The organism is Bacteroidales bacterium (genome assembly GCA_012519055.1).
In the GTDB taxonomy this organism is placed as follows: domain Bacteria; phylum Bacteroidota; class Bacteroidia; order Bacteroidales; family Salinivirgaceae; genus JAAYQU01.
The window spans coordinates 16,468-30,433 of the sequence record JAAYQU010000017.1 but is presented as its reverse complement, the minus strand read 5'-3'; the positions used below and the strand labels follow the sequence as shown (position 1 = coordinate 30,433).

Here is a 13,966-nt window from a genome sequence, read left to right as displayed (position 1 = left end):
CGAATACTTGTACTGGATGACGTCCCCGATGATTATCTGGAAATAACAAGCGGGTTAGGTCAGTCAAATCCACGAAACTTATTAATAGCTCCTTTAAAATACAATGATGAAGTGCACGGCGTTATTGAAATAGCAGGATTTGATCCTTTTGAAAATCACCATCTCGAATTTATTGAAAAAATTGCAGAAAGTATTGGCTCTACTCTAGGAAACGTAAAAATAAACATACGTACATCTAAACTACTGGAGGAAAGCCAAGAGCAGGCTGAAAGACTTGCACAACAAGAGGAAGAGATGCGACAAAATATGGAAGAGCTTCAAGCAACTCAAGAAGAAGCCGCCAACCAAGCAAAACGCTACATTAGTTTTACAAACTCAGTTAATCATACACTTATTAGAGCTGAATACGACACTAATGGCATATTAACTTACGCAAACTCCAAATTTTTAAATAAACTTGAATATAATAGCAGTTCGGAAGTTGAAGGACACCACATAAGTATGTTTTTATCAGAGAAGGATCGTAGCTGGTTTAATGAAGTATGGAATAATTTGGCAATCGGTAGCAAGCACTACGAGAACTACATGAAACACGTTACTAGAAGAGGAAAAGATTTATGGACTATTGCAACTTACACCCCTGTAAAAAATACAGATGGAGAAGTAGAAAAAATACTTTTCCTTGCAATTGACACTACAGAACAAAAAGAACAAAGCCTTGAATATGAAGGACAAATACGTGCTTTAAACATAGCTAGCATGAAAGCGGATTTTTTAGTTTCCGGAAAAATATTTGATTTTAATGAAAATTTTCAATATGCTTTAGATTTCTCTTCTAACGAATTAAAGCAGAAAAGTATATTTGATTTCTTTACTGAAGATAACCAGCAATTAATTGAAGAAATTTGGAATGCTGTTGTGAATGGTATTCCACACGAAGGACAACTTCAAATGGTGTCTAAAGCAGGGCTTGAGAAATGGTTTCAAACAACTTTAGTGGCAAAAAATAACATATATGGAGATGTTGACAGGATTATATTCATAGCAAACGACATTACCAATCAGAAAGAACTTGAAATACGAATACAAAATCAGAATAAAAAACTACTTGCTCAAGAAGAGAGATTAAAAAATTCGGAAGTAGAACTAAGTATAAGGCTAGAGAAAGCAAAAAAAGATCTACAACAACAATTTTTGGAAATAGAAAAAGTCAAAATTAAAAACGAGCTTACATTAGAAGGTGCTTTAGACTCAATACTAATGTTTAATCAAAAAGGCGTTGTAGAGTTTTTTAATAATTCAGCAGAGAATCTATGGAACATAGATAAAAAATTAGTTATTGGCAGAAATGTTAGAGGATTGTTTAGCGATGAAACAATTAAAAACAATGATTTTGTTGCTGCCATGGTTGACCCTAAAAGAGAAAAGCAGGTTGGATTCAGAACTGAAATTACAATTACAACTAAAACTGGCGAAAACAAGCAAGTCTTATGCCTATTGAGTGACGCCGTTGTTGATGATGAACACACCTACACTGCATTTATACAAAATATTGAGGTTGAATTGTTCTAAATCAACAGATGTGATAAAATACTTTTTGTAAAGAAAAGCCGTTTTTACAAAAATTCAAAAATGAAACGAATTGTATTCTTTTTATCAATTGTCTCCATACTATTTATAAGCTGTAAAGACGATAAATTTATCGATTCTGGAAATTTGAACCTGAAATTTTCTACAGATACCGTCATGTTTGATACGGTATTTACAACAATAGGCACAACAACCCGAAACTTTACTGTTTACAATCCTAATAATCAAAAGATAAGGCTTAAAGCAATTTATTTAGGAAAGGGTGGCGAATCTAACTTTGCTATAAATGTCGACGGACAACATGGTCCTACAGTCAGTAACATCGAAATTGACAAAAAAGATTCAATATACATCTTTATTGAAGCTAATATTGACCCAAACCGAGACGAAATGGTCGAAAAGGACTCAATTGTCTTCGAATCAGAAGACTCCAGAAGCGATGTTAAATTAGTTGCATTTGGACAAGATGTAATTTTAATAAATGGTCAACATCTGTCCTCTCAAACATGGACAAGCCAGAAACCTTATTTAATTTACAACTACGCTTTTGTTGATGAGAACAACACACTGACAATAGAAGCCGGAACATCAGTGCATTTTCATTATGGTTCAAGTCTTATCGTTGACGGCACACTAAACGTAACAGGCAGCACAGAACAACCTGTTGTTTTCAGATCTGACAGATTAGAACCTTTTTACAAAGATAAGTCTGGACAGTGGGGAGCATGGATTGAAACTGAAACAGGTGCAATCTATCTGCTTGGAGGGCTGCATTTTACTCAAAAAAGCAAAAACAACTCTATCGATAACGCAATAATTGAAAACGCAATAATTGGTATCCAAATGGACTCAGTACAAGGTGAGCATAATCCCGGACTTATAATAAATAATACCATAATAAGGCATATGAACTTAATAGGGATTTTGGCAAAAACATCGTCAATAGAGTCACATAATTTGGTAGTGAACGACTGTGGTATGCACGCCTTATCCCTTTTATTGGGTGGAAACTATTGGTTTAACCATGCTACAATTGCCAATTACACACCATACACAAGTCGTACAACACCTGCCGTAGCTATAGGCAACTATTATAAATACGAGGAACAAATATTCGTTTACCCTTTGGAGCGTTGCAATTTTACGAACTCAATTATTTATGGAAAATACGGAAACAATCAGTCAGAATTGGTAGTTGATTTGATTGAACAAAACAACGCAAACTACTATTTTGACTACTGTATTTTACAAGCTACAGATATTGACACAACAGACGCTACACATTTCGGGAAAATTATTAAAACAGAGCAAGGTGTTAATTTTAAAGATATTGGAAAATACAATTTTGAATTAGACACTCTATCTCCTGCAAAAGATGCAGGTCTGTTGGAATATGGAAATTTATCACCTCTCGACCTAAAAGGCAATAGTAGAACTACCGACTCTAAGCCCGATTTGGGAGCATATGAAAGATTGGAAGAAAAATAAAACAAATATGAAGAAAACAGTTTTAACAATAATTACCGCTGTTATTATCAGTCAAGCATATTGTCAAGATATCAAAGACCGATACAGACTTATGTTTTATAATGTTGAAAATCTGTTCGATACTATAGACGACCCAAACACCGCCGATGATGAATTTACTCCAAAAGGCTCAAGAGCCTGGACAGATTATAAACTTAGGAATAAAATATCAAATATTTATAAAGTTATCGCTGCTGTTGGCGAGGGCAGTTCCCCCGATATCATAGGTTTTTGCGAAATTGAGAATAGAAGTGTCATCGAAATGCTAATAATTCAAACACCACTACGATATCAGGGTTATGAAATTATCCATAAAGATTCAAGGGACAGACGAGGAATTGATGTTGGACTTATATACAGAAAAGACAGATTTTGGCCCCTTGAAGAACATTTTATCGCAGCCGTATTGGATGACTCAGGGAGAGTTTCGCGCGACATACTATACACAAAAGGCTTGATTTTAAACGGTGACACTTTACATATATTTGTCAACCACTGGCCCTCGAAATACGGAGGAGCGGTTGCTACAAGACCATTAAGAGACTCTGTTTCATTGACGTTAAAAAGAGTGACTGACAGTATATTGGACTCAAATCCACAGGCAAACATTATTATTACAGGTGACTTAAACACCGATCCGGACGATGAGGTAATAAAAGATGTTCTGCATGCTGTAAATTACAGCAACCGCAAAAACTCTCGCTTAGTTAACATGACAACAGCCGTATACCCATCAAAATATAAAGGAACACATAAATATCAAGGTGTTTGGAGCTGTATTGACCATTGGATACTTAGCAAATCATTAATTGACGATTCACCAAATCCTACCAAAACATCTGCCGAGCATGTCCATATAGGCGATTTCGATTTTTTAACCGAAGAGGACAGAACACATCAAGGGAAAAAACCGTTCAGAACTTATGTAGGGTTTAGCTATAACGGAGGATACTCTGACCACTACCCTATTTACATTGATTTGCTACTTTATGAGCTAGATACACAAGAAAAAATAGACAATTAACCTATTTTGTCAATATGTCTGACTAAGAAGTTTAGCTACCACAACGAAATTATTGAACACAACAAAGCCTGCAACACAAAACTTGCTGCAGGCTTTTATTTTTTTTATTATAAAATTACCTTACTTAGGTTGCCACATGCAACGTGCAGGCGACTCTATTTTACCCTCTTTTTTTAGGGTATTCATTGCTTTGTCTACCTCTTTTTTATCAAGACCCGACAATTCAGCAATCTGTCCAGCTTTCAATGGTTTGCCGGCTTTTTTCATTGTTTCAAGAACTTTTTCTGTACTCATAATCATATTTGTTTTTAAGATTCACTATTAGTAACCAATTAACATAAGCTTTGTTCAAAATAAAATAACTTAAGAAAGCATATAAAACCAAATATAAAGAATATTTTTGCGTTCGATTATTATTTGTCCACAAATTACAGATAAATTAATTTGATAAATACAAAATGCACAAAATACTTTTTACTGTCTTATTATTAGGGACTCTTCCTCTGTTATCACAAAACGTACCTAATATACCCTCAAAAAAACCAAAACTTATAGTAATAGTAATAGTTGACCAAATGCGATATGACTATTTGGCAAAATTCAAACACAACTTTGGCAAAAACGGGTTTAACCGACTACTGGCTGAAGGCTCCACTTGTACAAATGCCCGGCATGACTACCTGCTAACCCAACAGCTTCCGGGTTATTCAACTATAGTAACCGGCTCAACACCTTCGATACATGGAATCACAAGCGACAAATGGTACACACGCATTAAAAACGAAGAGAAATATGCTGGAATTGATGCAACTGTAACACCGCTGTTGCCAGACAGTAAAAGCAATAATTTCTCACCACGCGACCTGCTAACAACCACGATTTCCGATGAAATTGCACTAAACAACAACCATCAATCAAAAATACATTCACTTGCTTTTGACGGACGCGCCTCGGTACTAGCTGGAGGTCATGCAGCCGATGGAGCATGGTGGTTTGACGTTTATACAGGCAACTGGACTTCAAGCAACTACTATTGTGATTCGCTACCAGCTTGGCTAAATGAATTCAACGAAAAAAAATTGCCCGAATTATATGTCAAAAGAGAATGGACTCCACAACTTCAGGTAGAAGATTATTCGGCTGGTAAAAGCAAAACAAAAAACAATAAGTTTAAATTCGAAAAAATTGGTTTCTTGTACGACTTGCTTGCTCAAAGAAAAATAGCACAAAGCTATAAAGTGCTTACGCGCACGCCTTTTGGCAACACATTTACATTCGATTTTGCAAAACAGGTTATAATTAATGATTCGTTAGGTCGTGATTCTTACACAGATTTTCTAGCCATAGGATTAAACCCTATTGGAGTAATAAACCAAGAGCACGGTCCAATGTCAGTAGAAATTGAAGATGCGTACATTCGTCTTGATGAGGATTTATCTCAATTTATCAACTTCTTAGATAATGTAATAGGTATGAATGATGTTTTGCTTGTACTAACTTCAGATCGAGGTTGCCCTCACTCTCCGGAATATTTAAAACAAATGAGCCTACCTTCGGGTATATTTAACCAAGGTCAACTATTTACATTAGCAAAAAGTTATCTAAACGTTGTGTATGGTCAAGGAGAATGGATTACCGCTTATAGCGAAAAGCAGTTCTACTTAAACCACACACTCATAGAAGATTCTAGTCTTTCGCTTACTGACATACAAGAGAGATTGGCACGTTTTACTTTACAATTCTCAGGTGTTGTAAATGCTGTTACTGCAAACACACTACAGTCCGCTAATTTTACCGATGGAAGCTTTGCTCTTATGCAAAGAAGCTATCATCAACGTCGTTCAGGAGATGTTATTATTAATCTTGAGCCTGGCTGGATTGAAAAATCCGATTACGTTGTGCAATCAAACTCTGGATATGATTACGACACACATGTCCCTCTAATTTGGTTTGGCTGGGAAATACCACGGACCACCATTTACAAAAACATTTCAACAACTTCAATAGCTGCAACAATAGCAGCAATGCTCGATATAGTTGCTCCAGGTGGCTCATCGGGTGAAGTAATTAATGAGCTAATGCAAAAAAATAAATAGTTAAAATAATAGCATATTTCCCAAAAGATCGTAAATTGTTCTTTATGGATAAATAGTAGTACTTTAAACTAACGTGCCGGCACTTTACATCAACAAATTGGTCAATGATCGGTTTTTTATGTTTAGAAAGATTTGTAGTATTCAAATTTTATAACTAAATTGCAAATCAATAACAGCAAAACGTCAAATTTTTATAGCTATGATACCGGATAAAAGCAAAAAAGAATGGTTGGATCTTGTTACCGGAAAAGGAGATTACAAACTAACTAACTTTGTGTTACAAATGAAAGTATCTCAGGCTATTAACGATGTTAATTCAGGACGAATTAAACCTCAAAAGGCCGTTGATGAGATTCATTCCCTGTTTACCAAATATGAAAAAGCCACTGCCCGAGACCTAGAAGAAATTTTCGGATAATTAATACGAAAGCTCAACTTACAATTTTAAAATGAAAAATTCACTAAAACCTGTAGAACAGGTTGTTAAGATGATTAATAACAACAGAGTTCTTCTACTTGCAGGTGATGAAAGTGTATTAGATCAACTCCCAAAAGGGAAATGGATTGCTGGAACAACTCCCTACTTTATGAGTATAGACGGAGGAAAGTTCAGCAAAAAATTAATTCATGTTACCGATATTACCGGCATACAAGAAGGTTTTAAAATTGTAAACTACGACAAAGAAAATATAAATAATATAGTTGCCGATGAATTTGAAAACGGTTTTACAATGCTAATACTTCCGGTGTTTCAACCTGTGTGGCAACAATATGCACTCAACTCGCCAGAGTACGACAATATATATATAAACCCAATAGTTGGGTGGGTTTCAGGTGCTGATTTTTCTGAGTTAGGAAAAGCGACAGCGAAAACATACAATGGTAATACCAAATCAGAAACAGATGGAGTTGCCATGCACGTAAAACTCCCCGACAATTTAGTAGCAAGAACCGAAATTATTAACTTGTACAAACCAGGCAATAGCGATAACATAACCTTCCCTAATAAAGGCTTTGACAGTAGCGTTTGTACCGTAAACGGTAAAGTGCAATCTCTTTATGATTATTTTACCTCAATTAAGTCAGATGAAAGACTCCCTATAGTGGCAAATTACTCTGGAGCACATCTTAACACGGGAATAATATGGGATAGGGAAGCAAAAAATGCAATTCTTGTCGCACCTGTTTTCCCGAATGTAAATTATCGGATTGCTCAAAGTTCAAATATCAATTATGAAAGAGAATTTGAAAAGCGAATAGCTGCTTCAGACAAGCAAAACATTATATTTTCTTGCAATTGCTTGATGAATTATTTTACTTTCAGACTTGAAGGAAAAAAACTTAAAGGAATAAGTGGACCGGTAACTTTTGGTGAAATTGCATATCATGTTTTAAATCAAACATTTGTTTATCTAGTAGTCGAAAAAAAATAGAGTTGTTTTTAATTTAAGATATACAAAAAAACAATATGGACTGTCTTTACTTTCAAGATAGTCTTTTTTTGTGTTTTATAAATTTCTATCAACTAATTTCTACCCATTTATGCGCAAAAGTAACGTCTTATTTATTATTTTTGTTAAAAAGTAAAAAATCGGATGTCCGAACTTCGTTATTTCTTAAACATATTTAATGAACGCTTTTGACATTATTATCGCAATACCCTTGCTATGGGGAATGTGGCAAGGTTATAATAAGGGATTAATTTTAACCTTAGCTTCGTTAGCTGCGCTACTAATAGGTGTTTGGGGATCTATAAAATTTTCCAATATCGTGGCAAATCTCTTATCAAACTCTTTTGGATTAGTATCGGAATACAATTCAATAATTGCTTTTTCAATTACGTTCATACTAATTGTTGTTGTTGTACATCTTTTAGCAAGAGCATTAGACAAAATACTTAGTGCAGCCGCTTTAGGCATTTTGGTTAAAATTTCTGGTGCTGCGCTGGGAGCTCTAAAATGGGGCTTAATTGTAAGCATACTTTTATCGCTATACAACGTAATAAATGTTAACTATAGATATACCTCTAAAGAGACTATTGAAAAAAGTGTTTTATACACACCGGTAGCATCTATTGCTCCATTTGTTTTTTCCTATTTTGATTTTGAATGGATAAAAAAACACGACAACTCCCAACTTTAATCTATAGAAAAACGCAACTTATCAAAATAAAAAGCAATATGAAAGTAGTTCGGACAAAAAGATATAAATTGCAATGATTTATGAAGTTGACATACTATAGTTAACATTAGCATTAAGATGCGTTAATACAAGAAAAAAGAATTTATAACTAAAACTCAAAACATTATGCACCTAAGAATTACAAGCAATTTACTTATTGTACTAATAATGTTGACACAGACATTAGTTGCACAGAATAAAGAGAAAGCACCCGGACAAATTATTTGGCAAGAAACGTTTGACCAAGCTATTTGGGATAGTACTGTTGTTGATGGAGTAACTGATATAGCCGCACTTCCCGAAGGATGGACATTCTCTGACATAACAAACAACAATTTTTATTGGCAGTGGTCAAACGAAGGTCCTCGTGGACGACACACCAGTCCCAACGGAGGCACTGTCCCTAAAAACCAGCTAACGCCAGCTGCAGAAATAAATAGCACCACTAACGCCAATGGATTTTTACTGTTGCCGTCAGATTGGTACAACACAAACGATGATGGGACATCTACCTCGCCTGCAACTCCAATGAACGCTTCTGTTGAATACGGTCCAATAAATATTTCAGAGTTTTCACAAGTACACTTCAAAATGGAATATTTTTTCAAACTTTTGAAACCCGTAAACTCAGAGATAAGTATAATTTTCAGAGATAGCACTAATTCGGTAACAGTACCTATTGACTTTATAGAAAATATTCCTTCAAAAAATGCGGCTGTTGCTGATTTCAACCTAACAGTGTTATTGGAACAGAACAATATAAATCCAGAACAACTGTTTTTCCGTATTTCACAAATCGGTACAAGTCACTACTTTTTCATGATTGACGACATAAAGTTTTATCAACCTCTTGATAAAAATATACGCGTGCTTGACACATGGAGTGACTACCACATTCCGGGAGGGAACAGTTCTGAAGTTGACTTACATAGAGATTATTTTGGTGGATATAAAAACATTCCATTATCTGTGATTGACACGTTTGTTCAATTCAGAACACAAGCCCAAAATTTTGGCGGTATAGTTAGGGAAAACGTTTACGCACACACAACTATTCGTAACTTAGATATTGAGCAGATAAATCCTGTTTATAATAACAATTCTTCGACACAAACTTTACAGCCATCAGAAATAGGCGTTTTTACAAACACAGCGTCTTTCAGACCAAAGTTGCACGGGAAATATAAAATTTCAACAAGTGTTACAGATGGCGGTTTAGAAGACTCAACTTTAAACCAAAAAGAATCTGAAATTAATATAACAGACGGCCTGTTTTCATATATAGATACTAGCTCAACAAGTAGCTATTTGGCTCTGCAAGCAGACACTTCTTCCGCAGGTTATGGCTATGGACAAGCATTTTGGATTCCAGACATACTAACAAATAAAGTTGTTTTCAATAATTTGGCTTTTTTCATTCATCCTAATCAGAATCCAAACCATTTAAATGCACAAGCAATTGAAGTACAAGGATATCTATTTAAAAAACAGGGCACTAACTACGAAATAGTTCAAACAACAAATGTATATAAACCTGTTGCCGCAGATATAGGAAAATTTGTCAATCTGCAATTTAGCACACCACAAGAATTAGACGGAAATCAAAGCTATTATTTAGTTTTAAAGGTTACGAACCAAACATTAACCAGAAAGCTTATACTTGCACACGATCCGAATCATCACCAATCGTATGGCAATAGTGGTATAAAAATAGGCTCTTCAAATAATTTGATAGTAACTGACAAAACACCCGCATTTTACACAAACATCACTGGTGGCTATATCCCCGAAGAAACAGACTTTTTAGCATACAGTATTGAAGGTCAGCTAGATAACACTATCATCAATGCTGAAGATAAAACTGTTGAACTAACAATGCCTTACGGTACAGTTGTAACCTCACTTATACCTGAATTTGTTCTTTCAATAAATGCAGTTGCCAAAATTGGAGAAGAGGAACAAATAAGCGGAACATCTGTCGTTGATTTTACTGATACTACTGTAATTTACACCATTACTAATGGTGAGAGCCCTTCGTCAGAATGGTCTGTGACAATTAATATAGGACCCGAACCACCTGCTGAATTTTTATCGTTCAATATTGATGGACAGATAGGACAAACCACTATAAACTCAGCAAACAAGACGGTTTTAGTAGTTATGCCAAATGACACAGATGTAACAGCACTAATACCTGTGTTCGAAATAACAGCAGGTGCCACTGCATATATTAACGATTCAATACAAATTTCGGGCTCTACTGTCAATGATTTTACAAATCCGGTTATCTATAAGCTTGTCACACAGGGAGGTGTTGAGTCTGATTGGACAGTCACAGTAACAGAACAAGGCGATTTGCTTTCTGGTTGCGACATTTTATCATTCGGGTTTATCGGACAAACACAGCAAGCAGATATAGATACAGAGGGCAAAACTGTATCGGTTAATTTGCCACCTTCTACAAGTGTGAACAGTTTAGTTCCAATTTTCATTTTATCTCCTGGAGCTAAAGCATATCATTTACAAAATGGTACTGAAAGCCTTGTTGTAAGTGGTGGAAATATTATGGACTTCACATTGGAAGTAACTTTTAGAGTGAAAGCCGAAAATATGACCGACTTCAACGATTGGAAAATAAATGTAACAACAAATCAAAACTCACAAGCCGATTTTGAATCATTTGAAGTACACTTAGTGTTTCAAAATGAAGTTATTGAAGATTCGGTTACGGTTATTGAACTAGATACAATTCCATATTACGCAACTATATACAAAAGCAACAACACAATGTTGTTATCGTTACCTGAAGGAACAAGGCTCGATTCTATTCAGCCAATTTGGACCGTATCACCTGGAGCTATAGTAAAAATTAATGACACCATAGTTGAGAGCGGCAAAAGCCATATAGACTTGTCAAAACTTGTTGTATTTGAAGTTGTTTCGCAACACGCGCAAGGAGCGAAACAAGTAAAAACCTGGACACTACATACATCTTATATAGTCGGAATAGGAGAACAAGACCACGACATTTATACACATGTTAAAATGTATCCTAATCCAGCATCACACTATATAAATGTTGATTTGCCTGAGGATATGAGAAACGGTTCTTATCAGATATTTAACATATACGGACAAACTGTTGCCTCTGGAATATACAGCGGTATTCAATTTAATATAGACATACAAGGTCAGCCCAAAGGTATCTACTTTATAAAAGTGTCCAGTGACAGATATCACAAAATAGATAAGTTCTTATTTGAATAACTCATCAATAAAACATAACGTCTCTGTGCATAAGTTTTAGCACAGAGACGTTTTTGTTTTTCAAAATGAAAATAAAATAGTTATATAACTGTTTTATTTAATGAAAAAAGCGTATCTTTGCGCCACTTTTTAACAATTTAAAACGATAATGAAATGCCTGCAAGGATTAGATTAACAAGACACGGACGCAAAGGTCGTCCATACTACCACATAGTGGTAGCAGACAGCAGGGCGCCACGGGATGGTAGATTTGTTGAACGAATAGGATCGTACAACCCTAACACCAACCCAGCTACGATCACGCTCGATTTTGACAAAGCGTTATCGTGGTTAGACAAAGGTGCCAAACCATCTGAAACAGTAAGATCAATACTGCGTAAAGAGGGTGTTATTTACAAACGCCACTTATTAAAAGGTGTGGCAAAAGGCGCATTTACCGTCGAAGTTGCCGAAGAACGTTTCAATGAGTGGAAAACAAGAAACGATGCTAAAGTAAGCAGCTTAGTAAACAAACTTACATTAGACAAACAGTCAAAAGCAAAAGCACGTATTGCAGCAGAAACCAAGAAAAACGAAGAGCGCTTAGCGAAATTGGCTGAAGCAAGAGCTGCAGAAGCAAAAGCGGAAGCAAAAGCAAGCGAAGCTGAAGCAGAAGAAAAGACAGTTGAAACAGAGGTAGAGGCTAAAGCGAATGAAGCTAAAGAAGAGGCTAAAGTGGACGAAACCGAAGAAAAGACAAGTGAAGCTGAAGAAACAAGTGCTGAAGCCGAGCCAAAAGAAGAAAAGTAACAAAATGCATGTCTGTTAAAGTTTCAGATTGTTTCAAAATAGGCTCAATTCTCAAAACACATGGTGTTAACGGTAGCCTAATTATCAAAACCGATTACAATCTTGAACTTTTAGAATTTGAGGAACCGGTGTTCGTTGTAGTGGACGGACTACCGGTTCCCATTTTTTTAGAGGAGATCACAGAGAAAACCTTCGACTCTTATATTGTAAAATTTGAACTGATAGACACAATAGAAAAAGCCAAAGAGTTCGTAGGCTGTGATGTTCTTGCTCCAATACGCAGTGCTAACCGCGGAAAAATTGATTTTATTGCACAAGTTATTGGCATTGAGGTTCACGATAAAAAACATGGCTTTCTGGGCGTGTGTAACGATATTGAGACCATTCCCGGTAATCCTCTTATGATAATTAACCAAGAAAATGGCAATCAGCTTTTTATACCCATTGTTGATGATTGGGTTATAGATTTTACTCCCAACAAACGTATAGTTTTAGATTGCCCTCCAGGACTTTTTAGTCTATAATTTATACTATACTTTTAGGTAAAGTTTTGTATATATTTATAATTAACCGCTATTCTTTTTTCAGTTTTGGATAGTTTTTTGGTTACATTTTTATAACTTAGTGGTATATTTATGCGGTTATCTTAATTTTTATTAAATATGTTACAAATTGATCTGGATGCAATATTTAAAGAAAAGAATCCGAAGTTGGCAAAACGGATACCAAAATTTGTAATGAACATCATAAAAAAGGTTTTGAGAGTAAAAGATATCAACGATCATTTACGAAATAATGGTGATAGGAAAGGAATAGATAGCGTTAAATTTCTGATAGATAGCCTAAATGTAACATATGAAGTGTTTGGTATTGAAAATCTCAAAAAAAATCACAGATATCAGTTCGCGAGCAACCATCCATTAGGTGCTCTTGACGGCATTACTCTATTAGATGTTATAAACGAGCATATTGGCGAGCCTCGATTTTTAGTCAATGATTTATTGTTGAAGTTAGAGATTTTTGACCCTCTTTTTGTCCCGATTAACTCATACGGTACAACGTCAAAAGAGATTGCCAGACTTATAGACCAGACTTATGCTTCGGATTTACAAGTAATTGCATTTCCTTCAGGAATGGCATCACGAAAAATAAAAGGAAAAATAACAGACCTTGAGTGGAAGAAAAGTTTTGTACAAAAATCAATTGAACATGAGCGTGATATTGTTCCAGTTTTTTTCAAAGGACACAACTCAAAACGTTTTTACAGGATTGCAAATTGGAGAAAGCGACTTGGTATTAAAGCCAATATAGAGATGTTTTTCTTGCCAGATGAAATGTTCAGACAAAACAACTCACACTTTAAAATATTTTTTGGGAACCCAATTTCATGGGAGGAGCTTAAAAACAACAGTAATGTTAGACAATGGACAGAAGATATTAGAAAAATTGTATATTCATTAGAAAAATAACTTATCTGTTGTTTATATTTGCA

General features: G+C 35.2%; 12 protein-coding genes. 11 read left to right on the top strand and 1 reads right to left on the bottom strand.

From position 1 onward, the window contains the following. From GX311_03800 to GX311_03790, 3 genes are all read left to right on the top strand, one after another. On the top strand, positions 1 to 1,572 hold a 1,572-nt coding region (locus GX311_03800; protein NLK15502.1), incomplete at its 5' end, for a PAS domain-containing protein. Between the two features lie 60 nt (positions 1,573 to 1,632). Further along, positions 1,633 to 3,078 (top strand): hypothetical protein, encoded by a 1,446-nt coding sequence (locus GX311_03795; protein ID NLK15501.1) that lies wholly within the window; start codon positions 1,633 to 1,635, stop codon positions 3,076 to 3,078. A gap of 7 nt (positions 3,079 to 3,085) precedes the next feature. After that, positions 3,086 to 4,141, top strand: a complete 1,056-nt coding sequence (locus tag GX311_03790) for an endonuclease/exonuclease/phosphatase family protein (protein NLK15500.1) — start codon at positions 3,086 to 3,088, stop codon at positions 4,139 to 4,141. Between the two features lie 120 nt (positions 4,142 to 4,261). Here GX311_03790 and GX311_03785 read toward each other — a convergent pair whose 3' ends face one another. Next, a complete protein-coding gene (locus GX311_03785; protein NLK15499.1) occupies positions 4,262 to 4,435 on the bottom strand; it encodes a MarR family transcriptional regulator in 174 nt (57 codons plus the stop codon). Between the two features lie 164 nt (positions 4,436 to 4,599). On the opposite strand from GX311_03785, the gene GX311_03780 reads away from it, so the two are divergent. The 8 genes from GX311_03780 to GX311_03745 all read left to right on the top strand — a co-directional run bounded on the left by GX311_03780 (position 4,600) and on the right by GX311_03745 (position 13,943). After that, on the top strand, positions 4,600 to 6,237 hold the full coding sequence (locus GX311_03780) for an alkaline phosphatase family protein (protein ID NLK15498.1): 1,638 nt from the start codon (positions 4,600 to 4,602) through the stop codon (positions 6,235 to 6,237). 199 nt (positions 6,238 to 6,436) lie between these two features. Further along, entirely contained in the window at positions 6,437 to 6,655 is a 219-nt protein-coding gene (locus tag GX311_03775; GenBank protein ID NLK15497.1) for a hypothetical protein, read from the top strand. A gap of 31 nt (positions 6,656 to 6,686) precedes the next feature. Continuing rightward, a complete protein-coding gene (locus GX311_03770) occupies positions 6,687 to 7,670 on the top strand; it encodes a hypothetical protein (protein ID NLK15496.1) in 984 nt (327 codons plus the stop codon). Positions 7,671 to 7,866: 196 nt separating this feature from the next. After that, entirely contained in the window at positions 7,867 to 8,379 is a 513-nt protein-coding gene (locus GX311_03765; GenBank protein ID NLK15495.1) for a CvpA family protein, read from the top strand. A 165-nt stretch (positions 8,380 to 8,544) separates the two neighbouring features. Then, entirely contained in the window at positions 8,545 to 11,685 is a 3,141-nt protein-coding gene (locus tag GX311_03760) for a T9SS type A sorting domain-containing protein (protein NLK15494.1), read from the top strand. 153 nt (positions 11,686 to 11,838) lie between these two features. Beyond that, complete coding sequence (locus GX311_03755; protein NLK15493.1) at positions 11,839 to 12,474, top strand: 30S ribosomal protein S16; 636 nt, start codon at positions 11,839 to 11,841, stop codon at positions 12,472 to 12,474. 8 nt (positions 12,475 to 12,482) lie between these two features. Next, positions 12,483 to 12,998: a hypothetical protein gene (locus GX311_03750; protein ID NLK15492.1), complete on the top strand. Its 516-nt coding sequence runs from the start codon at positions 12,483 to 12,485 to the stop codon at positions 12,996 to 12,998. Positions 12,999 to 13,136: 138 nt separating this feature from the next. Then, complete coding sequence (locus GX311_03745; GenBank protein ID NLK15491.1) at positions 13,137 to 13,943, top strand: glycerol acyltransferase; 807 nt, start codon at positions 13,137 to 13,139, stop codon at positions 13,941 to 13,943. Positions 13,944 to 13,966 lie beyond the last annotated feature (23 nt).